This is a genomic window from Ancylobacter sp., assembly GCF_965279025.1.
In the GTDB taxonomy this organism is placed as follows: domain Bacteria; phylum Pseudomonadota; class Alphaproteobacteria; order Rhizobiales; family Xanthobacteraceae; genus Ancylobacter.
The window spans coordinates 432537-456929 of sequence record NZ_OZ257132.1; the positions used below are offsets into that span (position 1 = coordinate 432537).

Consider the following 24393-nt stretch of genomic DNA (forward strand, 5'->3'; position numbering starts at 1 on the left):
ACGATGTATGATCTCATCGTCGCGCTTGGCCTCGTTCTGGTGATCGAGGGGCTCGTGCTCGCGGCCGCACCCGGTGCGGTGCGCCGTTCCGCCGAAGCGATCGGGCAATTGCCCGATTCGCCGCTGCGGGTGGCCGGTATCGTCGGCGCCGTCATCGGCGTCGTCATCGTCTGGCTGATACGGGGATAAGCCGGCGGGGGCGACACGCCCCTGCCTCCTCGCACTCTTTTGGCTTGCATCGCTCCTAGCGCCGTTTAGCGTCGGTCGGAACGGCGCGCGGCTTCTCGCCCGCGCCGCCCGGTTCGGCGCGGCGGCGCCAAGGAGGCTTCATGAATCAATGCCTTGAGCGTCTCGGCCTTGAGCGTCGCGTCGTCGAATATCCCGGCCCTCGGGCCCGCCCGCGCCCGGCGCTGTCCGGCATGGCCCGCCTCACGCGACGTCTCGCCGCAGCAACGCTCATCGCCGCCAGCCTGGCCGCCTCGCTGACCGTGATGCCGCACGCGGCCCGCGCGGCCGCGACCAAGGGCCCCGACACGGTCGCCGACACCGCCGCCCTCATCATGGACGCGGTCGTCAACATCTCCACCTCGCAGACCGTCGCCCCCTCCCGCAGCGTGCCGACACCGGAACTTCCGCCCGGCTCGCCCTTCGAGGAGTTCTTCGAGGAGTTCTTCAAGCGCCGCCAGCAGCAGGGCGAGGACAAGACGCCGCGCCGCGTTTCGTCGCTCGGCTCGGGCTTCGTCATCGACGAGACCGGCTTCATCGTCACCAACAACCATGTCATCGCCGATGCCGACGAGGTCTACGCCAATTTCGCCGACGGCTCGAAGCTGAAGGCGGAGATCGTCGGCCGCGACACCAAGATCGACCTCGCTCTGCTCAAGGTTACGCCCGACCCCGCCAAGCCGCTCAAGGCGGTGAAGTTCGGCAATTCCGACATTCTGCGCGTCGGCGACTGGGTGATGGCGATCGGCAACCCGTTCGGGCTCGGCGGCACGCTCACCGTGGGCGTCATCTCCGCCCGCAACCGCGACATCAATTCGGGCCCCTACGACAATTTCCTGCAGACCGACGCCGCCATCAACCGCGGCAATTCCGGCGGCCCGCTCTTCAACATGGAAGGCGACGTGGTCGGCATCAACACCGCCATCATCTCGCCCTCCGGCGGCTCCATCGGCATCGGCTTCGCCGTGCCCTCCAACACCGCCGTGCCGATCATCGCCCAGCTCAAGGAGTTCGGCGAAACGCGGCGCGGCTGGATCGGCGTGCGCATCCAGCAGGTCACGCCGGAGATCGCCGAGAGCCTGTCGCTCGACCGCGCGCGGGGCGCGCTGATCGGCTCGGTGAACGAGGACGGCCCCGCCGCCAAGGGCGGCCTCAAGGCGGGCGACGTGGTGGTCAGCTTCGACGGCAAGGAGGTGAAGGACATGCGCTCCCTGCCGATCATCGTGGCCGATACGCCGGTCGACAAGGAAGTCGACGTCGTCGTCGTCCGCAAGGGCCAGCAGGAGACGCTGAAGCTCGTGGTCGGCCGCCTCGACGAGGGCACCGCCACGCCGAGCGCCGCCGAGACGCCGGAGCAGAAGCCGGACACGGCGCCCCCGGTGGCCACCAGCAAGCTGATGGGCATCGAGATGGCCGAGATGACGCCGGAGCTGCGCACCCGCTTCAAGATCAAGGACGAGCTCAAAGGCGTGGTGGTAATGGCGGTCGAGGCAGGCTCCGTCGCCGCCGAGCGCGGCATTGCGCCGGGCAACCTCATCGTCGAAATCAACCAGGAGGTCACCCTGACCCCCGGCGATGTCGAGGGCCGCGTCGCCGCGCTCAAGAAGGAGGGCCGGCGCTCGGCCCTGCTGATGGTGGCGGACCCGGAAGGCCAGATCCGCTTCACCGCCCTGCCGATCGAGTAGCGCGCGATCGCCCCGCCCGCTGAAGAGGCGGGCGAGGCCGCGCGTCTTGCCGGCCGCGTCTGCGCGCCACGTCTTGCCGGCCGCGACCGCGATCATGTACCCCCGGGCGCTTCCGCTCCGGGGTTTCAGCTCACGCCATTCTGTGGTGTTGAAGCGGGGAGACCGGGGGCGCCGTCAGGGCCTCGGCGGCGGCATGGGCGGCAGATGCGGCGTGCCGGTGTCCGCCTGCGAGGTCTTGCTCTCGGTCAGCTGCACGGTCCAGCTCTTCTGCTCGTGCGTGTCGACCTCGAAGAAGCCGGTACGGTCGAAGCCGCGCGCCAGGCAGTCCTGGATGCCGCGAATGGTGAATTCCTTCTCGCGCGTGCACATGAACGCCTTGCCGGACCATTCGCCGCCGAGATCGTAGTCGATGGCGTAGACGTAATAGAACCGCGCCACCAGGTCGCCGCGCAGCAGGGTCTCGCAGCTGTTTGCGCCGATGTTCCACCAGCCCTCGGTGGACCAGGCATTGCCGTCCTTGTAGCCCAGCGCGATGCCCACCCGGCTGCTGGAGCGGTTGCACAGGCGGAAATCCGCCGCCGCCGGCTGCGGCATCAGCGTGGCGAGCACCGGCACCGCCAGCAATGCGGCGAGCAATGCACGGATCACGGTGCCACCCCGGCGCGACGCGCCACAGCGGGCGGCATCGCGGGGAGCGGGGTCACTCGTCGACGAGAACGGCTCGGAAATCATTGACGTTCGTGCAGGTCGGCCCCGGCGTGAGGAGGTCCCCGAGGGGCTCGAAGAAGCTGGTCGAATCGTTATTGGCGAGAAAGGCGGCAGGATCGAGACCCGCCGCCTTGGCACGGGCCAGCGTGTCCGGCATCACATAGGCGCCAGCGGGGTCGGAGGCGTCGCCGCCGCCGCCATCGGTGCCGTCTGTATCGCCGGCAACCGCATAGATGCCGGCGGCGCCGTCGAGCGCCACCGCGAGCGCCAGCGCATATTCCTGGTTGGGACCGCCACGGCCCTGCCCGCGCATGGTCACCGTCAATTCGCCGCCGGAGAGCAGCACCGCCTTGCGGCCCGCCGCCTTCAGTTCACGCGCCTTGGCGGCCTGCGCCTGCGCCACCTCGCGGGCCTCGCCCTCCAGATTGTCGCCAAGCAGGATCGGCTCGATGCCGGCCTCGCGGGCGATCCTCTCCGCCGCGACGAAGGAATCCGCCGGGCGGGAGATCAGCACGTATTCCGAGCCCTCGAAGGCCGCGTCGCCGGGCTTGGGCGATTCATTGGCCGGATCGCGCAGCGCCACGGCGACGGACGGCGGCGGGTCGATGCGGTAGCGGGCGAGCACGTCGCGCGCCTCGGCCAGCGTCGTCGGGTCCGGCACGGTCGGGCCGGACCCGATCACCGCCGGATCGTCGCCCGGCACGTCGGAAACCGACAGCGTCACCACCCGCGCCGGCTGCGCCAGCGCCGCCAGACGCCCGCCCTTGATGCGCGAGAGATGCTTACGCACCGTGTTGATCTCGGTGATGTTGGCGCCGGACCGCAGCAGCGCGCGCGTCAGCGCCCGTTTGTCGTCGAGCTCGACGCCGAGCGCCGGCGCGATCCAGTTGGCCGACGCGCCGCCCGAGAGCAGCACCAGCACGAGGTCGTCGGCGGTTGCCGAGGCGGCGAGGTCGATGGCCTTCTGCGCACCGGCAAGGCCCGCCGCGTCGGGCACGGGGTGCCCGGCCTCGACCATCTCCAATTGCCGCGTCGGGCGGCCATAGCCATGGCGGGCCACGCCGATGCCGGCCAGCCGGGCGGGATCGACGCCCATCTCGTCGAGATAATGACGCTCGGCCACTTCCAGCATCGAGCCGGCGGCCTTGCCGGCAGCGAGAAGGATCAGACGGCCCTTGGCAGGCGGCGGCGGCAGCGCCGGGGGCAGGCAGGTGGAAGGATGAGCCGCCGCAACCGCAGCGGTAAACAGGCGATCGAGAAAGCTACGCGCCGAAACGTCAGTCATCAAACCCTACCCCGCCCCGAAAGGCCTCCCTGCCGGTTCGCCGGCCGGCTTCTGCCTGGTGCGCGCGCGGGCGCGAATCCCGAACCGCGCGACGCGAAACGGGCGTATTCCTATGGCACCGCAAGCGTTACGTCGATATCCTCTTCCACACTTCGCTCCAGCTCGCAGGCAAATATGCGCCGCCTTTCGACGGACGATTCACCCTCGACCGACACCCCGCCCGACCCTGCCGTGCCGTTTCGAGCGGTCGAGCGGGTTCCCGGCGCGCTGACGCACGGGCTCATCCTGCTGTGCGACCACGCCTCCAACGCCCTGCCCGCGGCCTATGGCTCGCTCGGCCTGCCGAAGGCCGAACTTGAGCGCCATATCGGCTATGATATCGGCGCGGCCGGCGTTACCCGCATGCTGGCCCACCGTCTCGGCTGCCCGGCCCTGCTCACCCGCTATTCGCGCCTGCTCATCGACCCCAATCGCGGCGAGGACGATCCCACTCTGGTGATGCGGCTGTCCGACGGCGCCGTCGTTCCCGGCAATCGCCATGCCGACGAGGCGGAGATCGAGCGGCGGCTCGCGCTGTTCCACCGCCCCTATCACGACGCCATCCATGCAGAGATCGAGGCCGCGCTGGCGCAGGGCGTGGTGCCGGCCCTGCTCTCGCTCCACAGCTTCACGCCGGTCTGGCGCGGTCTCGCGCGGCCCTGGCACGCCGCCGTGCTGTGGGACAGCGACCCCCGCTTCACCCGCGAGCTGATCGACGCGCTGGAAGCCCCCGGCGACCTCATCGTCGGCGATAACGAGCCTTATGACGGCGCGCTGCGCGGCGATTGCCTGTACCGCCACGCCACGGTGCGCGGCCTCGCCAGCACCCTGCTGGAAATCCGCCAGGATCTCATCGCCGAGGTGGATGGCCAGCGCGCTTGGGCCGACCGGCTCGCCGGCCTGCTGCCGGAGATCCTCGCCCGGCCGGAACTGCATGAAATCCGCGCCTATGGCTCGCGCACCGGCCCGGTGCCCCCCATCTGAGGGCAGGATCATTCCCGGGAGGCTCCCATGAGCGAAAGCGACGACACCACCCGCACCGAGCTGGAGGCGGCCGCGTTTCGCCGCCTCGTCGCGCATCTGCGCACACGTACGGACGTGCAGAACATCGATCTGATGAACATGGCGGGCTTCTGCCGCAACTGCCTGTCCAACTGGCTTGTGGATGCCGCCAAGGAGCGCGGCGTGCCGCTCTCCAAGGACGAGGGACGTCTGGCGGTCTACGGCATGCCCTATGAGGAGTGGAAGGCGCAGCACCAGAGCGAGGCGACGCCGGAGCAGAAGGCCGCCTTCCCGGGAGCGGGCGGGCACTGAACCCGGCGCCGGCACAGGCCGGAACCCGCCGCCGGCGTGGAATTCGCGGTGGATAGCGGGGCCAGCGGGCACTGACGCGCCGCCAAGGCGCCCCTTTGCCTTGACGGCCCGCCCGGCATGCGCTCCTCATCGCCGCCCGAATTGCCGTCTAGACGCCGGGCCCTGCCCGATGCCCCGGAGAGAACATGTCCGATATTCCGAACGAGCCCATGTCCGATGCCGCCGCCGGCTTCGCCAAGGAGCAGCTGAAATCCTTCATCGAGCGCATCGAGCGCCTTGAGGAAGAAAAGAAGACCATCGCCGACGACATCAAGGACGTCTTCGCCGAAGCCAAGGGCACCGGCTTCGACACCAAGGCGCTGCGGGAAATCCTCAAGATCCGCAAGCAGGACGCCGACCAGCGCGCCGAGCACGAGGCGATCGTCGACCTGTACATGCAGGCGTTGGGCATGCTCAGCCCGAGCTGACCGGCCAGCCGATCAATCAACCGACAGACCGACCGGGCGGCCAATGGCCGCCCGCGCCGTTTCCAGCCCAGTCGTGAGGCTCAGAGCGGCTTCTTGAGCGGGGCCGCCGTCATCATCGCCACGACCGGCACCGACACCACCGCCTCGCCGGAGAACTGCGTGGTCGACAGACCGCCCACGCCCTCGCGGCTGAACTGCACGGCGACGATGCGGCGCGGCGGCGCGACGAAGGCCGCGAAGCGGCGCAGCTCCGGCAGGTGCATGGAAACGTTGCCCGCCACGCTGGGACCGCTGAACAGGCGGCGAATTTCCGCGACCATGGCCTGCGAATAAGGCTGCGGCTTGCGCGCCTGGGCGGCAGCGGCGGGACGTGCCGCGCGGGCGACGCCCGCCTCCGGTTCCGGCGCGCGGCCGGGCTGAAGCCGTGGCGCCGAGAAGACGCTGCCGGCGGCATCGGCATAGGCGAGAGCCGGGCCTTCGCCGCCCGTGCCGCGCACGATCACTTCCGGCAGCCCGCCCACCTCGCTGGGGCGCGCCTGCGAGGCCGGCGCCAGCGCGGTGGCGATCTGGCGGTTATTGGTTGCCTCGGGCGTGCCCGGCATCGGAATGGCGGCGGCGAGCGCCGCGAGGTCGGCCCGATCGCTCGCCGGCACGCCGGGGGCAACAGGACGCGGCACGGGGGCGGCGGCCACGGCCTCGCGCGGCGACGAATCGCGCGGCAAGGGATTGCGCTGCGGCAGCGGCACCGGCCCGAGCGCGGCCACCTGGAAGGGCACCATCGCGGGAGCGGGCGCTGCCTCGGCCGCCGGCAGCGCCGGGCGGGGCATCGGGGTCGGGATGGGGCCGGCCAGCGCGACCTGTGTCGGGGCGGGCTGAGACGGGGCCGGCGCAGCGGTCGCGGACGGGCTGACGGCCGGCGGGGTGGGCGCCGCGGCGACCCGGGCCGGCGCTTCCTCGGCCGCAGCGGGCGCGGCCTCCTCGTCGTCGTCGCCATCCTTGCCGAACAGGCCGGCGAAAATGTTCTTGGCCGGCGCGCCGGAGGCACCCTTGCGGCGGGGATCATTGCCGCCGGAAAGCCCGGCGAAGGCGGCGCCGGCGCCACCCGGCTCGCTGCCGCGCGCTTCCACCTGGGCCAGCGCCGTGCTGTAGCCGGCCAGCGGCTTGCCGTCCGACGGCACGTGAACCGTCTTGCCGTCCGGGAACACCCGGGCAAGCTCCGGCCGGCTCATGCGCGGCCAGTGGCGGATACCGCCGGTGTCGAGATGCACGAAGGGCGAGCCGGAGGTCGGGTAGAAGCCGACGCCGCCGCGCTGCAGCCGCAGCCCGGCCTCGCGCACCTTCGCCAGCGGCACGCCGGGAATGTAGAAATCCATCGCCCGGCCCTGCATGTGCAGGCTGGTCTGGGCGACGCCGCGCGAACGGGAGCGCAGCATGGCGTTGGTTGCCGGCGAGCGGTAGCCGCCAATCACCTGGATCGGCTGGCTGGCATCGACCTCGCGGTAGACTTCCCAGACGATGTCGAAGAGACGGGGGTCCATCTCCGTCGATTCCTTGCGCCGCCAATCCTGCATCAGGACATTGAGCTGCTTCAGCGCCGCCGGGTCGTAGCGGCCATTGCGCTTGAAGGTGACCGTGGCGGAAGCGCCGGAATGCACGTGGTGGATGGTCAGCGTGCGCGTGTCGCCATTCGCCACCGCGTCCTGAAGCAGATCGGTGCTGCACAGCGTGGCGACCGCCGCGATGGCGGCGGCCTTGGCGATCGTTGACGAACGAAGGGCGGTTGTGATTCGCAACGGCTTGAACCCGAACTCAACGTTTCCTGAGACGATACGGGCAGGAGCGCCCGGACCGCGCATGGTGAACATAGTCTTCTCGGGTTTGGTTAAGAGGTTGTTACGACCTCACCCCCACGCCTATTGCCTCTCTGGCTAGAAAGTGACTGTGGCAAAAGAGTGCCTCACAGTCAAATTCGCGAGTAATTGCCGCAATCGAGCGATCTTTCCGCTCGACCGTGTTCACTATGCCACAAACGACGGTGCTGAGCTGCCTCAGCGCTGTACGGCCTGCGGGCCGCGATCGGCAAATTGCCGAGTGCCGCCAAGGCCGAGATTGGCTTTGGTGGCGGCATTGATGCCGTAGAGGTCCTCGCGGCTCACCATCTGCCCGTTGCCGTCGACGAATGTGGTGAAATAGACGAGGTGGACCGGGAATTTATTTTTCAGCGGCAGCGATTTCTCATCACCTCCGAGCAGGCGCGACAGCTTCTGCTGGGTCCAGCCTTCCTTCGGCCGGCCGAGGGAGAACAGCACCTCGGCGAATTCTAGCGGCTCGAGCACGCGCACGCAGCCATGGCTGAACGCCCGGCGGTCGCGCGCGAACAGCGCCCGGCTCGGCGTGTCGTGCAGATAGACCGCGTGCTTGTTGGGGAACATGAACTTCATCCGCCCCAGAGCGTTGCGCTCGCCCGGCTCCTGCCGGAACGCATAGCCCTGCGTGCCGCGGCGCCAGTCCACCATGCCGGGGTCGATGACGCGGCCATTGCGGACCACGTCGATTCCCTGCCGCTGCAGCGCATAGGGGTCGGCCTGCAGCTTGGGCAGCATCTCGTTGCGCATGATGCTGGGCGGGACATGCCAGGACGGGTTGAACACCGCATATTGCATGTTCTCGCTCAGGATCGGCGTCTGCGTCTCCGGCTTGCCCACGACGACGCGCGTCTGGTGGATGGGCTGCTCGTCCACCACCACCCGCACCATGAATTCCGGGATGTTCACCATCACATAGGCCGGCGCCACCTCGTGCGGCACCCAGCGCCAGCGCTCCATATTGGCGACGATATCGGGCACCGGGTCGGCGCCGGTGTCGTTCAGCGCCGCCAGCGTGCCGCGTCCGACGATGCCGTCGGGCGCGAGGCCGGCCTGGCGTTGGAAATCCTCCACGGCGTCCACAACAAGCGAATCATAGCGGTCGTCGCCTCCATCGGCGGCGACGCCGAGACGGGCGCGCAGCAGCGGCACGCGCGGGTCGCTCTCGCCGGGCCGCAGCGAGGGGCCGGGGGGAATAAGGGCGTGGGAAACCGCCGGCGCCTGCGCCATCAGCGTCGCCAGCTTCTCCTTCAGCGCCTTGTACTGCCCGTATTGCGGGGCGAAGCTCGCAAAGACCGCGCGCGGATCGGGAGCGCCCGCGACCTGCGCCAGCACGGTGGCCGCGTCCGGCACGGTGGGCGTGGGGTCGACATCCTTGGAAATGATCTTGGGGTCGAAACGCCCGCTCTGCACATGGCGCGCATAGACCAGCGTCATGGCGGCGAGCCGCATCTCGGCATCCGCGCGCTGCGCCGCGTCGGCGTCCGCCGGCAGCGGCGGCACGCTGTAATCGGCGGGGTCCAGCCCCTCCTCGCCGGCGGCGGCGAACACGTCCACCGCGCTCTGGCCGAGCGGCGTGAGGCCGGCCTCGGCCGTGAAGACAGGCTGATACTGGCGGTCGGCGTAGAAGGCGGCCAAGGCCTGCTGGTCGGCCTGCCGGGGGGCGAGGCGCGGCAGCTGGCCGCTGACGATCTCCGCCAGCCTCGCGCTCACCGGCGCCGGCGCAGCGGCCTGCGCTGCAGGGGGCGGCGGCGCCAGCGCCGGCGCGGCGGCCGGATTTGTGGCGGGTGTGGCGGGCGAATCGGTGGTCGTGCCCGGCGTGGCGGCGCCAGTGCCGGGCGCTCCCTCGCCGACGGAAGGGGCGGCGATGAGCGCCGGGCCGCTGGCGAAGGGCTCGGCCGCCACCGGTTCGGCAACGGGGCGCATCGCCAGCGCGGCGCTGGTGGCGGGGCTGGGGCGGCGCGGGGCGGCCATGTCGAAGGGCTGGCTGTCGTCGGCGATCAACGGCAGGGGTGACGCGGCATAGCCGCTGCGCGCCATGCCGGCGGCGCCGGGATCGAAGGCGGGCGCGCGGTCACCCGTGCCGCTGCCGGCGCGGTCGATGGCGATCGCACTGCCGGTCGTCGCGCTGCCGTTGGTTTCCTGCGCCTCGACGGTGAAGCCGGTTCCACCCGCGACGGTGAGCGCCAGGCCCGCCGCCGTCAGCAGACGAGCCGCGCCCGTGCGCCGGCGACCCGCGCCTCGCTCTTCACCCCAAATCGACACGCCGCGACCGGACATCTGCTTCTCCGCTTTTCCCGCCCCGGACAGACCGGCCTCGCCTTCCCGACAGGGATTCGGCGACGATCTGACCACAGCCCACAGCCGGTTCAACTCACGAACACGGCAGGCGGATCCCCCGGGAATCTCTCGGGCGCCACTTTGGCGCGGGCTGGTAAAGGCCGTGTTAAGCATATTCGGCGGCTCAAGCATGGCCCTGCCCGCCTCCTCCTCGCCGCCATCCCTTATCTTCCCTTGCTCCCGGGCGTGCGATTCCTATAATCCGCGCCTTTCCGGAAAGGGCGAGCAGACAGAATGAGCGACCTGACGGCCGGTACGGCCGCCACCCATCGACCCGTCGCCATCATCATGGGCAGCCAGTCGGACTGGGAGACCATGCGCCACGCCGCCGAGACGCTGGACGCGCTCGGCATCGGCCATGACTGCCGCATCGTCTCCGCCCATCGCACGCCCGAGCGCATGTTCGCCTTCGCCAAGGGCGCGAAGCAGGCCGGCTATCAGGTGATCATCGCCGGCGCCGGCGGCGCGGCGCATCTGCCCGGCATGGTCGCCTCGCTCACCGCCCTGCCGGTGTTCGGCGTGCCGGTGGAATCGAAGGCGCTGTCCGGCCTCGACAGCCTGTATTCCATCGTGCAGATGCCCGCCGGCATCCCGGTCGGCACGCTCGCCATCGGCAAGGCCGGGGCGACCAATGCCGGCCTGCTGGCCGCCGCCGTGCTGGCGCTTTCCGATGCGGCGCTGGCGGACCGGCTGGCGCAATGGCGCGCGGCGCGCACCGCCGCCGTGACGGAGAGCCCGGAATGAGCACGGCTTCGAAGATTCTCGCGCCCGGCGACACCATCGGCATTCTGGGCGGCGGCCAGCTCGCCCGCATGATCGCCCTCGCCGCCGCCCCGCTGGGGCTGAAGGCGCATATCTACGCGCCGGAGGAGGCGAGCCCCGCCTTCGACGTGGCGGGCGCCCACACCCAAGCCGCCTACGACGATTTCGCCGCGCTGGAGCACTTCGCCCGCGCGGTCGACGTCGTCACCTATGAATTCGAGAACGTGCCGGTCTACACGGCCGAGTTCCTGGCCCGCCACGTGCCGGTCCATCCCGGCGCGCGGGCGCTCGGCATCACCCAGGACCGGCTGGAGGAGAAGACCTTCGTCTCCCGCCTCGGCATCGAGACCGCGCCCTTCGCCGACGTCTGCAACGAGGCGGATCTGGAGGCCGCGCTGGCCGAGATCGGCCGCCCGGCGGTGCTGAAGACCCGCCGCTTCGGCTATGACGGCAAGGGCCAGGTGATCATCCGCGACGGCGACGACGCCGCCGCCGCCTTCAAGGCGGTGGGCCGCCACCCTTCGATCTTGGAGGGCTTCGTGCCGTTCGAGCGCGAGGTCTCGGTGGTCGCCGCCCGCACCGAGGATGGCCGCTTCAAGGCCTATGAGGTGACGCAGAACGAGCACCGCCACCACATCCTGTTCCGTTCCACGGTTCCGGCCGACGTGACCCCGGCGGTCGACGCCGTCGCCCGCGAGATCGCCCGCCGCATCGGCGAGGCGCTCGGCTATGTCGGCGTGTTCGCGGTGGAAATGTTCCTCGTGGTGGAGGACGGCGCGCAGGGCGTGATCGTCAACGAAATCGCCCCGCGCGTGCACAATTCCGGCCACTGGACGCTGAATGGCGCCCTCACCAGCCAGTTCGAGCAGCATGTGCGCGCCATTGCCGGCTGGCCGCTCGGCGCGGTGGAGCGGCTCGGCCATGTCGAGATGACCAACCTCATCGGCGACGAGGCGGATCAATGGCAGGCGCTGCTGGACGAGCCCGGCGCGCATCTGCACCTCTATGGCAAGGCGGAAGCCCGCCCCGGCCGCAAGATGGGCCACGTGACCCGCATCTTCGAGGAGTGAGGACCGCGACGCGGCGGGCAGGCGCCGGCCGCGTCGGGACGGTGGCTTCCGATCGGGCCGCGCCTTTTCGCCTTCGCACGGCAGGGCGCGCGCGGATCACGCCTTCGTGCCCGCGGCGTTGTAATATCGGCGGCTGGCGGCCGTATAGCTGGCAAAAGCCACCCAGACGGACCGCCCATGCCCTTCCTGCGCGAAAATTCCGGCAAGCCCAGCCTCGAGAAGATCGGCGCGCTGCTGATCGTGCTTTTCCCCCTCGCTTTGCTTCTGGCGCGGGCGCTCGGTGGCGAGTTCGCCTCGCCCGACGCCGGCGGCCTCGCGCCGGGATTGGGCGGCCCCGGCCTTGGGGCACCGGGTCTTGGGGCACCCGGCGTCGGCGACGCGCCGGGGCTTGGCGGCGGCGGATTGGGCGGCGAGGCCGCTTTGGGCGCCCGGCCGCTCATCCAGATCATCCATTTCGTCGGCGACTGGGCGGTGCGCCTGTTGCTGCTCTCGCTGGCGGTGACACCGGCGCGGCGGCTGTTCAACTGGCCGAAGCTGCTGCTGGCGCGGCGCACGCTCGGGCTCGGCGCCGCCTTTCTGATCGGCATGCATTTCGTGGTCTATCTCGTCGACACCGGCAGCCTCGCCACCGCCGCGACCGAGATCGTGCTGCGCATCTACCTCACCATCGGCTTCGCCGCGCTTCTCGCCTTCGCGGCGCTATCCGCCACCTCGTGGGACGGGGCGATCCGCGCGCTGGGCGGACCGCGCTGGAACCGGCTGCATCAGCTCGTCTACCCCGCCACCGCCCTCGCTTTGCTGCATTATTTCATGCAGCAGAAGCTCGACGTCACCCAGCCGGTGCTGATGACCGGCCTGTTCGTCTGGCTCATGGGCTGGCGGGTACTGCAGCACTATGGGCGTGGCACCGGCCTGCTCAACCTTGTTGCCCTCGCCGCCGCTTCCGGCCTGATGACGGCGGGCATCGAGGCCGGCTGGTATGCCGCCGCCACCGGCATCGACCCGGCACGCGTGCTCGCGGCGAACCTCTCCTTCGCCTATGCCATCAGCCCGAGCTGGTGGGTGGCCGGCGCCGGCCTTGCCGTCGCGCTGCTCAGCGAGGTTGTCCTGCGCCTGCGCCCCCTGCCCGCCCGGCGCACGGCCCGCGCCTGACGGGCGCTCAGCCGACCGCGCGCGCCAGCCAGTCGCCGGCGGCCTGCTTGTCCAGCGCGGTCCAGCCCGCCAGCTGGTGGCGGAACCAGGTATCCTGCCGCTTGGCGTAATGGCGGGTGTCGAGGATCGCCCCGTCGATCGCCGCCTCCCGCGTGATCTCGCCGGCGAGATGGCGCGCGAACCACGGCATGCCATGCGCCTTCAGCAGCGTGCGGTCCGGCGGCAGCCCGCGCGCCAGCAGCGCCCGCGCCTCCTCCAGCGCGCCCTGCCCCATCATCACATGGAAGCGCTCGGCGATGCGGGCGCGCAGCGCCGCGCGGTCGCTGGCGAGGAACAGCCGCACGCTTGTCTCCGGCGTCAGCACCGGCGCATCGGCCGGGGCTTCCTGCCAGCGCGCCAGCGGCCGGCCGGTCGCCTCGAACACTTCGAGCGCCCGCATCAGCCTTTGCGTGTCGGAGGGCCGCAGCCGCGCCGCCGTCTCCGGATCCACGGCCGCGAGCCGCGCATGCAGCGCCGGCGCGTCGAGCCCGAGGCCGCGCACCTGCGCGCGCACCTGCGCCGGAATCGCCGGGATCGGCGAGAGTCCCTGCGTCAGCGCCTTGAAATAGAGCCCGGTGCCGCCGGTGAAGATGGGCAGCCGGCCGTCCCGCTCGGCCTCGGCCAGCGCGGCCCGCGCGTCCTCCAGCCAGTGCGCGACGGAATAGTCCACCGCGCCGTCGACATGGCCGTAGAGCCGATGCGGCGCACGCGCTTCCTCCTCCGGCGTCGGCCGCGCCGAGAGCACCCGCAGGTCGCGATAGACCTGCATCGAATCGGCGTTGATCACCACGCCGCCCGTGCGCTCGGCGAGAGCGAGCGCCAGCGCCGACTTGCCGCTCGCGGTCGGTCCTGCAATAAGCACGGCGCGCGGTCGTGCAGGCCTCACGGTCTCGCCCGCCTCGAATTCCCGGGTTTCCATCCTGCCTTTTTGCCTGATGCCGGCCCGGCGGCAAGGTCCCAATCGCAGCCATGACGCATTCCCTGAACACCGATTCTGCTTCGCACGTCGCCATCCTCATCGCGCACCCGGCGAAGCCGGCGGTGAGCGAGGCGCTCATTGCCCGCGCCCGCGCGGCGCTGCCGGCACCGGGCGCCACGCGCTGGCTCAACCCCGGCATCGCCGCCGAGATCGACACGGCCGGCACGGCGGATATCGCGGCGCTGCGCGCGGCGATGGGCGACGCGCCGGTCGACGTGGCGCTGCTGCCGGCGCAGGGGCGGCGCAAGCAGCTGTTCCTCGCCGACATGGATTCCACCATGATCGGGCAGGAATGCATTGACGAGCTGGCCGATTATGCCGGCATGAAGGCGCATGTCGCCGCCATCACCGAGCGCGCCATGCGCGGCGAGATCGCCTTCGAGCCGGCGCTGCGCGAGCGCGTGGCGCTGCTCAAGGGCCTGCCGCTCGGCGTCGTCGACACGGTGATCGCCGAGCGCATCCGCCTCACCCCCGGCGGCACCACGCTGGTGCGCACCATGAAGGCGCACGGCGCCCGCACGCTGCTGGTCTCCGGCGGCTTCACCCTGTTCACGCAGCGCGTTGCGTCGATGATCGGCTTCGATGACCACCGCGCCAATGTGCTGGTGGCCGATGGAGAGAGCTTCGCCGGGCGGGTCGAGGAGCCGATCCTCGGCCGCGAGGCCAAGCTGGCCGCGCTGGTGGAATGGCGCACCCGGCTCGGCCTTGCCGAGAGCGATACGCTGGCGGTCGGCGACGGGGCGAACGATCTTGCCATGATCGGTGCCGCCGGCCTCGGCGTCGCCTATCACGCCAAGCCATCGGTCGCGGCGGCGGCGCAGGTGCGCATCGACCATGGCGACCTTACCGCCCTGCTCTATCTGCAGGGCTATGGCGTCGCGGATTTCGTCGACGCCTGAGCGGACCGCGCCCTCACGGCGCCAGCGGCGGCAGCAGGATCGGGCTGCGCAGCGGATCATTGGGAATGTCCACCGGCGGGGCCAGCGGCGGCGCGGCGCTGCCGGGCGCGGCCGTGCCGGGCGGCGCGAACTGCCCGTAATAGGATTGCGGCACGGCCGGCCGGGCCGGGGTGGGCTGCGCCTGCCGCGGCGCGGCGGGGGCCACGCGAGGCGCCGCGCGGGGCGCCTGCGGGGCCGGGGTGGCGCCGGGGGCGGAGCGGCGCACCGGCGACCCATCGGTCGCCTCGCCGCCATTGGTCAGCGGCGTGCGTCCATATTCCGCCTCCAGCCGCTTGGTCTCGCGCTCCAGCGCCCGCATGTTGATGGCCGAGCTCAGTGCGGTGAGGTCGAAGCGCTTCACCGGCGCCGCCAGCGGCCCGCGCCACTGCACGGAGGCCGCCGGCGCGGCCGGCAGGCCGGCAGTGGCCACGTCCTGCATTTCCAGCGTCGCCTCGAAGCTGAAGGCGGGAATGTCGAGCGAGCCGCTGAGGCCGAAGCGCTGGTCGCCCATTGCCAGCCGGGCGGCGCTCGAGCGCGCCACGCCGTCCACCACGCTGACCGCGCTTTCCACCCGCGCCAGCTTCAAGGGGCCGCGCGCCAGCCCGTCGCTGAGCAGCTGCGCCAGCCGCGTCTGGTCCGGCGGCGCGCCGCGTTCGGTGGCCAGCATCACATATTGCAGGGCCCTCGGGTCGCTCCGGTCGATTTCCAGCGCCTCGACGGAGAGACTGCCCTGCCCCTGCAGCTGGCTCGCCAGCGCGAAGGGCGAGGTGCCGCGCCCGGTGATGTCGAAGGTCGCGCTCACCCGGCCACGCGCGGTGGGCTGCGCCACCCCGACAGCCGCGAAAAGCGCGGCGCTGTCGGCATCCGCCAGCCCCAGCCGTCCGTCGAACTGCGCGGTGTCGCCGGTGCGGGCAAGGTTGAACTTGCCGGTGAACTTCCCGCCCGCCAGCGTGCCGCTGACATTCTCCGCCGCAAGGCGCCCACCGTTCAGGCGGGCATCGATCTTCGCGTCGCCGAGCGCCAGCCCGCCGGGCAGGTCGAACCGGCCGACCGTGAGCTTCAGCTCGGCGGCGAGGCCGGCGAGCGGCGCCGGGGCGAAGCGCGCCTTCGACCACCCTTCGGCCTCGCCCGTGCCGGCGGCGCCGGTGACCAGCCCCATCGCCTTGGCAACGCTCCAGCGCGGGGTGGCAAGCTCCGCCCGCACGGGTTCGCCCGGCGTATAGGCCAGCGTGCCGTCGAGCCGCTGCTCGCCCAGCAGGCCGGAAAGACCCTTGATCCACCAGCCCTCGCCGTCGCGCCCGAGCGCGCCCTTGAACTGCGCCGCCACCGGGCCCGTGCCGGCCGCCGCCAGTTGCGGCAGCAGCGCCGCGAGATCGGCGCTTTCCAGCGTCAGAGCGAGTTCGGGATCGAGCCGGCCATTGCCGTCCAGCGCCGCCGTACCCTGGGCGCGCAGCCGCGCCCCGGCAATGTCCAGCGTCGCCTCGATGCGCTCATTGAGATCGAGCGCCAGCCGCGCCGTGCCGAGATCGGCCTTCAGCCCCGGCACGCCGAGCCCGGTGAGCACCGCGCTGCCGTCGCGGGCCTCGATCTGCATCTGCCCGCCCAGCTTGCCGTCGGCGCCGAACCCCACCTTGCCGGTGCCGGAAAGCCCGCCCAGCCGGCCCCCGGCATCGACGCTGGTGCGCCCGCCCTGGGCGACCAGCGCCACGGTAAGGTCCACCGGCGCGAGGTTCGCCCGCGTGGCGGTGAGGAAGGGCTCGATCTGCGTCAGGCCGAAGGCGCGGGCCAGCGCTGGCAGCCCGTCGGCGCGCTTGCCCGAGAGCTTGGCGGTGAATCGCGCGTCGCCGGCGCCGTCGCCCGGTGCCGCCAGCCGGCCGGAGCCGGTGAGGGACAGGCCGGCGAAATCGGCGAGGGCGAGGCGCTCGATGCCGAGCCCATCTTCGTTGCCCTTCAGGATGATGTCCAGCGTGCCGGCACTAGCGCCGGCGAAGCGCACCTGCCGGCCGCTGAGGCTGAGATTGAGGTCGATCTTCTCCAGCCCCAGCCCGACCAGCCGCCGCGTCGGCGGCAGCAGCGTGTCGAGATCGATGTCCGAGGTGGTCAGCACGGCGTCGACACGCCCGCGCGCCGCGTCTTTGGGCAGCGTGTAGGCCGCCGTGCCGGCGAAGCGGCTGTCGCCGGTCAGCAGGTCCAGCTTGTCCAGTGCGACGCCGCCGGCGCTCACGCTCAGCTCGGCGGCAAGGCGCGCCGCGCCCGGGGGCAGGCTGGCGACGATGCCGGGGGACTGCGGCGCGGCCCAGGCGATGAAGCCGGGCAGGTCCTGCGCCTCCAGCACCACGGTGCCGCCGAACAGCGCGGCGTTGGGGTCGCCCGCCCCGGCAACGCGCGGCAGGCTGCCGGAGAGCGCGATCTTCGCCCCGCCGGGCAGCCGCGCCTCCAGCGCGCGGGCGCGCCAGCCGCCGGGCGACCAGTCGAGGCCGGCCTTCACCTCGCGGGCGGCAGCGCCGGCCAGCAGCACGGTGTCGCTCGACAGGTCGAGCGAGCCGCTGGCCGCGACATCGGCAAGCGGCAGCAGCAGGCGGGCCAGCGCGTCGGTGGCCGCCAGCGGCGTCGCGCCACCGGTCATGGCGCCGAGATCGAGCTGGCGCGCCGACAAGGTGAGGTCGAGCCGCGATTCGGCGTGGCCGGGCCCCGCCCCGATGAGGCGTGCCGAGCCGGTGAGCGCCACAGGCCGCTCCGCCGCGTCCAGCGTCAGGCTCAGCCCCGTGGCGGCGACCGCCAGCGGCGTTGCTTCCACCGTCGCCGACAGGCTCCACGCTTTCAGCGCATCGGCGGCTGCGGCGCTGGTGGCCGGAGGCGCGCTGCGCACCAGCGCGGCACGGCCACGGAAACTCGGTGCCCCGCCCGCAAGGCTCAGCGCGCCGTCCGCGTCGATGCTGAGCGGCGAGCCGACATTCTGCGCGCCGAGGCGCATCTTCGCCGTTCCGTCGGCGGCGAACTGGCTGAGGCTGAGCCGGACGCGCCGACGGATCCCGGCGGCATTGGCCTCGCCCTCCAGCCGCACCGGACCGGTGGCGCCGCCCACCTCGCCGACGAGGTCGACGTCGTCGAGCTTCAACGTGCGCTCATTGGCGCGATCGACGATCTCGAAGCTGCCGTCGGTGACGGTGAGCGCCGCGATGCTGAAGCCCGCCGGACGGCTCACCCCGGTGGGCAGCGACAGCTTGCCGGCCGCATCGACGACCAACCGGGCGCGGGGCCGCACCAGGCTGACATGATCGGCCACCACCTCGCCGCGCATCAGCGCGCCCAGCGCCAGCCGGCCGGAAAGCTCCGCCGCCGCCAGCCCGGTGCCGCTGCCATCGACGCCGATCGACACGTCGCGCAGCACCACCCGGGGCGTCGGCAGGATCTGTGCGTCGATCGCCCCGCGTATCACCACGGGCGCGCCGAGGGTCCGCGCCGCCTGCGCCTCGAAGGTCGATCGCCACTGTGTCCAGTCGACGACAAACGGCGCCGCGAAGGCCGCCACGACGGCCAGTATGATGGCGCCCGCAATCGTCAGCAGCAGGTTCTGCACGCATTCCCTCCGGCCTCGCGGCCACCGGCCCTCCGCCCCCTGGCGGTTGCCCAACCACTCTACGCTAGATTGTTGATATTTTTCGCGTTCTCCACGCCGCACGCAAGGCGCCAATTGAGGCAGGCGGCACGCCCGCGTGGCATTGCGGCTCGCTCACGGCAGGATTGCTCACGGCAGGATCGCTCACGGCAGTATCTTGCCCGGGTTCATGATGTTGTGCGGGTCGAGCGCCATCTTGATCGCCCGCATCGCCGCGATGGTGGCGGTGCCGTGCTCGGCTTCCATGTATTTGCGCTTGCCCTGGCCCACGCCATGCTCGCCGGTCGCGGTGCCGCCCATGGCCAGCGCCCGCTTGATCATGCGGGAGATGAAGTCCTGCGCCTTGGCCACATCATGCGGGTCGCTCATGTCGACCAGCGTCACGGTGTGGAAATTGCCGTCGCCGACATGGCCGACAATGGGCGCCACCATGCCCATCTCCTCGATGTCGCGCTTGGTCTCGTCGACGCATTCCGCGAGGCGCGAGAGCGGCACGCACACATCGGTGGCCAGCGCCTTGGCGCCCGGCTTCAGCGGCAGGCAGGCCCAATAGGCGTCGTGCCGCGCCTGCCACAATTTGGTGCGCTCCTCCGGCCGGGTCGCCCAGGTGAAATCGCCGCCGCCATATTCCGCCGCGATCTCCGAGAAGCGCTCGGCCTGCTCGTGCACGCTGGCCTGCGTGCCGTGGAACTCGACGAACAGCGTCGGCTGCTCGACAAGGTCGAGCTTGGAATAGGCGTTGCAGGCCCGCACCTGCACCTCGTCCAGCAGTTCGATCCGCGCCACCGGCAGGCCGGACTGGATGGTGAGGATCACCGCGTCGCAGGCCGCCCGGATGGTGGGGAAACCGCAGACGCCGCCGGAAATCGCCTCCGGGATGCCCGCCAGCTTCAGCGTGAGATTGGTGATGATGCCGAGCGTGCCCTCCGCGCCGACGAACAGGCGGGTGAGGTCATAGCCGGCCGAGGATTTCTTCGCCCGCCGCGCCGTGGTGATCACCTCGCCATTGGCCAGCACGGCCGTGAGCGCGATCACATTGTCCTTCATCGTGCCGTAGCGCACCGCATTGGTGCCGGAGGCGCGGGTGGAGGCCATGCCGCCCAGCGAGGCGTCGGCGCCCGGGTCGATGGGAAAGAACAGCCCGGCATCGCGCAGGTGCTCGTTCAGCTGCTTGCGCGTCACCCCCGGCTCGACCACGCAGTCGAGGTCCTCGGGGTGGACGGACAGCACCCGGTTCATGCGCGAGAGATCGATCGAAAGCCCGCCCTTCGGCGCGTTCACCTGCCCCTCCAGCGACGAGCCGGTGCCGAAGGCGATAACCGGCACGCCGCGCTGCGCGCAGGCCCGCACCACCAGCTGCACCTCTTCCGTGCTCTCCACGAACACCACCGCGTCCGGCGCCTCATTGGCGAGCCAGGTGATGGTGTTGGCATGCTGCTCGCGGATCGCCCGCCCGGTGGCGAGCCGGTCGCCGAAATGCGGGGCAAGCGCGGCGATAAGCTCCTGCACCGGGGCATTCTCCGCCAGCGCGGCAGGACGTTCCTCGACCGTGTTTTCCATCCCCGCTCTCCTTCTTGCTTCCATTCCGGGCGCGCAGCGTCTCCCGCATATACCCTATCAAAGAGCGCCGCGACTCCTGCCCATGACCTGTGGTTTCCGCCCCGCCGCGCAAAAAGCACGGCGAATCCTCGGAAGCGCAAGAATTCAGTCATTCAATCGCCATCTCGGCAGGTGACGACTGCACTGAAAGTCGGCACAATGCTTGTCAATAAGGCAGCGCGCTACCTCGCGCTCGATAATCGGGATGGTGTCATGCTGGACGGGATCGATTTCGAACCCGTGTTCTTCGCGCCGTTCGTGTCCTCCGTGATGACGGTGGATTCGGGCTGGGCCGATCACAACGGGCATTTGCACGCGGCCTTCCACAGCCTGCTGTTCGACCGCGCGGTCGACGAGGCGGTGTTCCTTGTGGGGCTTGGCCCGCACATGGTGGAAAGCCGCAGCGCCTCCTTCCTCACGGTGGAGGCTCATCAGCGGTTCCAGCGCGAGCTTCGCGCCGGACAGGAGGTGCGGGCAACCCTGCGCCTGATCAACTATGACGAAAAGCGCATGCACCTGTTCCAGGAGCTGCATCACGCCCGCGAGGGCTGGATCGCCTCGACCTATGAGCAGATCGCCCAGCATGTGGAAGCCGGCACCCGCCGCGTGGTGCCCTTCCCCGACGAGGTGCTGGAGCGGCTGGCGCTGATGAAGGCGGCCCATGGCGCGCTGCCGGTCCCCGAAGGGCTCGGCCGGCCGGTCAACATGCCGATCCGGCTGAGCTGAGCGGCCGGCGCGGCTGGACAGGCCTCACCGCCGCAGGGCGGGCGTCTCGTTGCGCCCGCGGGTCGCCACCAGCTCCAGCGTGGTCCAGCCCTCGATGGTGCGCCGGCGCTTCAGCCGCAGGCCCTGGGCGCGATAGGCGGCGAGCGCCGCATTGGCGTGCGAGGGCAGCAGCCCCGACAGCACCACCGTGCCCCCCGGCGCCAGCAGCAGGCTGAGCTGCCGGGCGATGCCCTTGAGCGGCGCCAGCAGGATATTGGCGAGGATCAAATCATAAGGCCCCTCGCGGCGGAATTCCCCCGCTCCCAGCCCCGGCGCGTGCAGAAAGCGGATATGCGTCGCCGCGCGGTTCGCCACCGCATTGGCCCGCGCGGTCGCCACCGCTACGGGATCGATATCGCTGGCCAGCACCGGGGCGTGGAACAGCCGCGCCGCCGCCATGGCGAGAACGCCGGTGCCGGTGCCGACATCGAGCGTGCGCACCGGGCGACGCTGCTTGCCATAGGCGGCGATGGCGGCAAGGCACCCCTTGGTGGTGCCGTGATGGCCGGTGCCGAAAGCCAGCGCCGCCTCGATCTCGATGCCGATCCGGCTCGGCGCCAGCCGCCCGCGATCATGCGAGCCATGCACCACGAAACGGCCAATCGCCACCGGCGCAAGGCCCTCCAGCGAGGCCGCCACCCAGTCCTTCTTGTCGAGCAGCGAGAACACCGCCGCTGCTGCCGCGTCCGGCGACACCAGCGCCACCAGCTCGCGCACCATCTCCTCATCCGGCGGGTCGCCGAAATACACCTCGACCGCCCAGCCGGCGCCCTCGGCGCGGTCCTCGACCTCGAAGGCGGCGGCGGCCACTTCGGCGGGATCGAAACTCTCGCCGAGATATTCGGCAATCGCCCGCGCCTCGTGCTCGGGCGCATCCACCCGCATCACATGCGACGCGCCATTGGGCGGCAATCCTTCGAGCATGGCGGTCCTCACGGGGTGGCGGAGCGGGCTTTCGCGGCGGTGGCCGCTCTGTAAGCGAGACCGCGCCCGAACGCCAGCGCGGGAGGACGGATCACGCCCTCACGCCGCATCGACGAAGCTGTCGACCACCTTCTTCTCGCCGGCCTTGTCGAACTGCACGGTGAGCTTGTTGCCTTCCACCGAGGCGACGTCGCCATAGCCGAATTTCTGGTGGAATACCCGGTCGCCGACGCTGAAGCGTGCCGCCGGGCCGGTGGAGCGGGCGATGAGTTCGCCTTCGATGACCACGCCGCCGCGTGCCTTTTCGCTCGCCGCGAAGCGCGAGGGGCGGTTGTCGGGGAACGTGCCGCCACCGCCGGAGAACCCGCCCGAAGAACCGCCCGAAGAGCCGCCCGCCCCGCCACTGCCGCCGCGCGCGGCGTTCTGCGCGCGCTGCCAGCCGGGGGTGGAATAGGAGGAACCGAAGGTCTGCGCCTCGTCGAAGCGGCTCGGCCCGTAGCCATAGCGGCCCGACTGGCCGCCGCCCCAGCCCTGGCCGCCGCGCGATTCCGTCACCTCGACGTCCTTCTCCGACAATTCGTCGAGGAAGCGGCTCGGCACGGCGGATTGCCACAGCCCGTGAATGCGGCGGTTGGAGGCGAAGAACACCTTGGCCCGGCGGCGCGCACGGGTGATGCCGACATAGGCGAGGCGGCGTTCCTCCTCCAGCCCGGCGCGGCCCTGCTCGTCCAGCGCCCGCTGGTTGGGGAAAACGCCCTCCTCCCAGCCGGGCAGGAACACGGTGTCGAATTCCAGCCCCTTGGCGGAATGCAGCGTCATGATGTTGACGGCGTCGCCGCCGGCACCGCCATCGACGTCCATCACCAGCGAGATATGTTCGAGGAAGCCGATCAGGTTCTCGAACTGCTCCATCGAGCGGACGAGTTCCTTGAGGTTGTCGAGCCGCCCCTGCGCGTCGGCCGAGCGGTCCTTCTGCCACATCTCGGTGTAGCCGGATTCGTCCAGCACGATCTCGGCCAGCTCGTTCTGCCGCATCGTCGGCATCTGCGTGCGCCAGCGGTCGAACGAAGCGACAAGGTCGCGCAGGGTGAGCCGCACCTTGGGCTTCAGTTCCTCGCTGGCCACAAGCTCACGCGCCGCCTCGATGAGGGGAAGCTGCGCCGCGCGGGCATAGTCGTGGATCTGCCGCAGCGCCGCGTCGCCCAGGCCGCGCTTGGGCACATTGACGATGCGCTCGAAGGCGAGGTCATCGGTGGGCGAGGCGATGACCCTGAGATAGGCCAGCGCGTCGCGGATTTCCGCCCGCTCATAGAAGCGCGGGCCGCCGATGACGCGGTAGTTCAGCCCCAGTGTGACGAAGCGCTCTTCGAATTCGCGCATCTGGAACGAGGCGCGCACCAGAATGGCGACCTGCGTCAGCGCATGGCCGGCGCGCTGCAGCTGCTCGATTTCCTCGCCGATGGCGCGGGCTTCCTCCTGGCTGTCCCAGGCGCCCGTCACCGTCACCTTCTCGCCGCTCTCGCCCTCCGAGAACAGCGTCTTGCCGAGCCGCCCCTCATTATGGGCGATGAGATGCGCCGCCGCGCCGAGGATATGGCCGGTGGAGCGGTAGTTGCGCTCCAGCCGCACCACGGTGGCGCCGGGAAAGTCGCTGTCGAAGCGCAGGATGTTGTCCACCTCGGCGCCGCGCCAGCCATAGATCGACTGGTCGTCATCGCCGACGCAGCACACATTGCGCGAGCCCGCCGCCAGAAGCCGCAGCCAGAGATATTGCGCGACATTGGTGTCCTGGTACTCGTCGACCAGGATGTAGCGGAAGCGGCGGTGATATTCCGCCAGCACGTCCGGGTTCTCGCGCAGCAGGCGGATGCTCTCCAGCAGCAGATCGCCGAAATCCACCGCGTTGAGCGCCTTCAGCCGCGCCTGGTAGTCGGTGTAAAGCTTCTGCCCGCGCCCATTGGCGAAGGCCGAGCCCTCGCCGGCCGGCACCTGCGCCGGGCCGAGGCCGCGATTCTTCCAGCCGTCGATGATGTTGGCGAGCAGCCGCGCCGGCCAGCGCTTCTCGTCGATGCTCTCGGCCTGCAGCAACTGCTTCAGCAGCCGGATCTGGTCGTCGGTGTCGAGAATGGTGAAGCCGGAGCGCAGCCCCACCAGTTCCGCGTGCCGGCGCAGCATGCGCACGCCGATGGAGTGGAAGGTGCCGAGCCACGGCATGCCCTCCACCTGCTCGCCGACCATGGCGCCGATGCGCTCCTTCATCTCGCGCGCCGCCTTGTTGGTGAAGGTCACGGCGAGGATCTGCGAGGGCCAGGCGAGGCCGAGCGAGAGGATGTGGGCGATACGCGTGGTCAGCACCCGCGTCTTGCCGGTGCCGGCGCCGGCGAGCACCAGCACGGGGCCGTCGGTCGCCTCCACCGCCGCCCGCTGCTCGGGGTTCAGCCCGTCGAGATAGACGCCGCGCCCCGGCGCGCCATGGCCGGGATTGGCCAGCGCCGCCGCGCGCGCGGCAATGCCGCCGGGGCGGGGGGTGGCGGCCGGCAGGTCGAAGGAAGGGTCGAACGGGTCGCCGTCCGGGGTGTTTCGGGGGTCGGCCAAAGGCCTGCTCACAGTCATTGGGG

19 protein-coding genes are annotated in these 24393 nt (G+C 70.9%); 10 read left to right on the forward strand and 9 right to left on the reverse strand.

What is annotated here, in order from left to right:
- Positions 1-3: 3 nt before the first annotated feature.
- Positions 4-189, forward strand: coding sequence for a DUF2065 domain-containing protein (locus ACQY76_RS02030; protein ID WP_428031256.1), 186 nt, complete (start codon positions 4-6; stop codon positions 187-189).
- Positions 190-419: 230 nt separating this feature from the next.
- Positions 420-1910 (forward strand): Do family serine endopeptidase, encoded by a 1491-nt coding sequence (locus ACQY76_RS02035; protein ID WP_428032913.1) that lies wholly within the window; start codon positions 420-422, stop codon positions 1908-1910.
- A gap of 174 nt (positions 1911-2084) precedes the next feature.
- On the opposite strand, the gene ACQY76_RS02040 is transcribed toward ACQY76_RS02035, so the two are convergent.
- Together ACQY76_RS02040 and ACQY76_RS02045 are read right to left on the reverse strand one after the other, a co-directional pair.
- Positions 2085-2642, reverse strand: coding sequence for a DUF1036 domain-containing protein (locus tag ACQY76_RS02040; protein WP_428031257.1), 558 nt, complete (start codon positions 2640-2642; stop codon positions 2085-2087).
- Positions 2611-3903, reverse strand: coding sequence for a glycerate kinase type-2 family protein (locus ACQY76_RS02045; RefSeq protein WP_428031258.1), 1293 nt, complete (start codon positions 3901-3903; stop codon positions 2611-2613). Before ACQY76_RS02045 ends, ACQY76_RS02040 begins: the two co-directional genes overlap by 32 nt.
- A gap of 174 nt (positions 3904-4077) precedes the next feature.
- Here ACQY76_RS02045 and ACQY76_RS02050 point away from each other — a divergent pair, with 174 nt between their 5' ends.
- The 3 genes from ACQY76_RS02050 (at position 4078) to ACQY76_RS02060 (ending at position 5723) form a co-directional block, all read left to right on the forward strand.
- Entirely contained in the window at positions 4078-4926 is an 849-nt protein-coding gene (locus tag ACQY76_RS02050) for an N-formylglutamate amidohydrolase (protein ID WP_428031259.1), read from the forward strand.
- Between the two features lie 27 nt (positions 4927-4953).
- Positions 4954-5256, forward strand: a complete 303-nt coding sequence (locus ACQY76_RS02055; RefSeq protein WP_428031260.1) for a DUF1244 domain-containing protein — start codon at positions 4954-4956, stop codon at positions 5254-5256.
- Positions 5257-5441: 185 nt separating this feature from the next.
- Positions 5442-5723 (forward strand): DUF2312 domain-containing protein, encoded by a 282-nt coding sequence (locus ACQY76_RS02060; protein ID WP_428031261.1) that lies wholly within the window; start codon positions 5442-5444, stop codon positions 5721-5723.
- An 80-nt stretch (positions 5724-5803) separates the two neighbouring features.
- Here the strand turns inward: ACQY76_RS02060 and ACQY76_RS02065 are convergent, their stop codons facing one another.
- Positions 5804-7516, reverse strand: a complete 1713-nt coding sequence (locus ACQY76_RS02065) for a DUF882 domain-containing protein (protein ID WP_428031262.1) — start codon at positions 7514-7516, stop codon at positions 5804-5806.
- 255 nt (positions 7517-7771) lie between these two features.
- Entirely contained in the window at positions 7772-9868 is a 2097-nt protein-coding gene (locus tag ACQY76_RS02070) for a L,D-transpeptidase family protein (RefSeq protein WP_428031263.1), read from the reverse strand.
- A 294-nt stretch (positions 9869-10162) separates the two neighbouring features.
- Here ACQY76_RS02070 and purE point away from each other — a divergent pair, with 294 nt between their 5' ends.
- From purE to ACQY76_RS02085, 3 genes are all read left to right on the forward strand, one after another.
- Positions 10163-10672: a 5-(carboxyamino)imidazole ribonucleotide mutase gene (gene purE, locus ACQY76_RS02075; protein ID WP_428031264.1), complete on the forward strand. Its 510-nt coding sequence runs from the start codon at positions 10163-10165 to the stop codon at positions 10670-10672.
- Positions 10669-11760 carry a 5-(carboxyamino)imidazole ribonucleotide synthase gene (locus ACQY76_RS02080; protein WP_428031265.1) on the forward strand — a complete coding sequence of 364 codons (1092 nt, stop codon included), beginning with the start codon at positions 10669-10671 and terminating at the stop codon, positions 11758-11760. Before purE ends, ACQY76_RS02080 begins: the two co-directional genes overlap by 4 nt.
- 177 nt (positions 11761-11937) lie before the next feature.
- Positions 11938-12912, forward strand: a complete 975-nt coding sequence (locus ACQY76_RS02085; protein ID WP_428031266.1) for a sulfite oxidase heme-binding subunit YedZ — start codon at positions 11938-11940, stop codon at positions 12910-12912.
- Positions 12913-12919: 7 nt separating this feature from the next.
- Here the strand turns inward: ACQY76_RS02085 and miaA are convergent, their stop codons facing one another.
- A complete protein-coding gene (gene miaA / locus ACQY76_RS02090) occupies positions 12920-13870 on the reverse strand; it encodes a tRNA (adenosine(37)-N6)-dimethylallyltransferase MiaA (protein WP_428031267.1) in 951 nt (316 codons plus the stop codon).
- 50 nt (positions 13871-13920) lie between these two features.
- On the opposite strand from miaA, the gene serB reads away from it, so the two are divergent.
- Entirely contained in the window at positions 13921-14829 is a 909-nt protein-coding gene (serB, locus tag ACQY76_RS02095; RefSeq protein ID WP_428031268.1) for a phosphoserine phosphatase SerB, read from the forward strand.
- Between the two features lie 13 nt (positions 14830-14842).
- Here serB and ACQY76_RS02100 read toward each other — a convergent pair whose 3' ends face one another.
- Both ACQY76_RS02100 and ACQY76_RS02105 read right to left on the reverse strand, forming a co-directional pair.
- On the reverse strand, positions 14843-18448 hold the full coding sequence (locus tag ACQY76_RS02100; protein ID WP_428031269.1) for an AsmA family protein: 3606 nt from the start codon (positions 18446-18448) through the stop codon (positions 14843-14845).
- A 183-nt stretch (positions 18449-18631) separates the two neighbouring features.
- Complete coding sequence (locus ACQY76_RS02105; protein WP_428031270.1) at positions 18632-20047, reverse strand: FAD-binding oxidoreductase; 1416 nt, start codon at positions 20045-20047, stop codon at positions 18632-18634.
- A 252-nt stretch (positions 20048-20299) separates the two neighbouring features.
- Between ACQY76_RS02105 and ACQY76_RS02110 the strand changes: the two genes are divergently transcribed.
- Positions 20300-20812, forward strand: a complete 513-nt coding sequence (locus ACQY76_RS02110) for a thioesterase family protein (protein ID WP_428031271.1) — start codon at positions 20300-20302, stop codon at positions 20810-20812.
- Between the two features lie 24 nt (positions 20813-20836).
- On the opposite strand, the gene ACQY76_RS02115 is transcribed toward ACQY76_RS02110, so the two are convergent.
- Positions 20837-21775 carry a 50S ribosomal protein L11 methyltransferase gene (locus ACQY76_RS02115; RefSeq protein ID WP_428031272.1) on the reverse strand — a complete coding sequence of 313 codons (939 nt, stop codon included), beginning with the start codon at positions 21773-21775 and terminating at the stop codon, positions 20837-20839.
- Between the two features lie 99 nt (positions 21776-21874).
- Positions 21875-24388: an ATP-dependent helicase gene (locus ACQY76_RS02120; protein WP_428031273.1), complete on the reverse strand. Its 2514-nt coding sequence runs from the start codon at positions 24386-24388 to the stop codon at positions 21875-21877.
- Positions 24389-24393: the final 5 nt, after the last annotated feature.

Excerpts from the sequence above, each read along its gene's own strand:
- serB (WP_428031268.1), top strand. The coding sequence starts at position 13,921 with ATGACGCATTCCCTGAACACCGATTCTGCTTCGCACGTCGCCATCCTC.
- ACQY76_RS02055 (WP_428031260.1), top strand. The coding sequence starts at position 4,954 with ATGAGCGAAAGCGACGACACCACCCGCACCGAGCTGGAGGCGGCCGCG.
- ACQY76_RS02050 (WP_428031259.1), top strand. The coding sequence starts at position 4,078 with ATGCGCCGCCTTTCGACGGACGATTCACCCTCGACCGACACCCCGCCC.
- ACQY76_RS02030 (WP_428031256.1), top strand. The coding sequence starts at position 4 with ATGTATGATCTCATCGTCGCGCTTGGCCTCGTTCTGGTGATCGAGGGG.
- ACQY76_RS02085 (WP_428031266.1), top strand. The coding sequence starts at position 11,938 with ATGCCCTTCCTGCGCGAAAATTCCGGCAAGCCCAGCCTCGAGAAGATC.
- ACQY76_RS02040 (WP_428031257.1), bottom strand. The coding sequence starts at position 2,642 with ATGATTTCCGAGCCGTTCTCGTCGACGAGTGACCCCGCTCCCCGCGAT.
- ACQY76_RS02045 (WP_428031258.1), bottom strand. The coding sequence starts at position 3,903 with ATGACTGACGTTTCGGCGCGTAGCTTTCTCGATCGCCTGTTTACCGCT.
- ACQY76_RS02110 (WP_428031271.1), top strand. The coding sequence starts at position 20,300 with ATGCTGGACGGGATCGATTTCGAACCCGTGTTCTTCGCGCCGTTCGTG.
- ACQY76_RS02115 (WP_428031272.1), bottom strand. The coding sequence starts at position 21,775 with ATGCTCGAAGGATTGCCGCCCAATGGCGCGTCGCATGTGATGCGGGTG.
- miaA (WP_428031267.1), bottom strand. The coding sequence starts at position 13,870 with ATGGAAACCCGGGAATTCGAGGCGGGCGAGACCGTGAGGCCTGCACGA.
- ACQY76_RS02080 (WP_428031265.1), top strand. The coding sequence starts at position 10,669 with ATGAGCACGGCTTCGAAGATTCTCGCGCCCGGCGACACCATCGGCATT.
- ACQY76_RS02035 (WP_428032913.1), top strand. The coding sequence starts at position 420 with ATGGCCCGCCTCACGCGACGTCTCGCCGCAGCAACGCTCATCGCCGCC.
- ACQY76_RS02060 (WP_428031261.1), top strand. The coding sequence starts at position 5,442 with ATGTCCGATATTCCGAACGAGCCCATGTCCGATGCCGCCGCCGGCTTC.
- ACQY76_RS02120 (WP_428031273.1), bottom strand. The coding sequence starts at position 24,388 with ATGACTGTGAGCAGGCCTTTGGCCGACCCCCGAAACACCCCGGACGGC.
- ACQY76_RS02105 (WP_428031270.1), bottom strand. The coding sequence starts at position 20,047 with ATGGAAAACACGGTCGAGGAACGTCCTGCCGCGCTGGCGGAGAATGCC.
- ACQY76_RS02070 (WP_428031263.1), bottom strand. The coding sequence starts at position 9,868 with ATGTCCGGTCGCGGCGTGTCGATTTGGGGTGAAGAGCGAGGCGCGGGT.
- purE (WP_428031264.1), top strand. The coding sequence starts at position 10,163 with ATGAGCGACCTGACGGCCGGTACGGCCGCCACCCATCGACCCGTCGCC.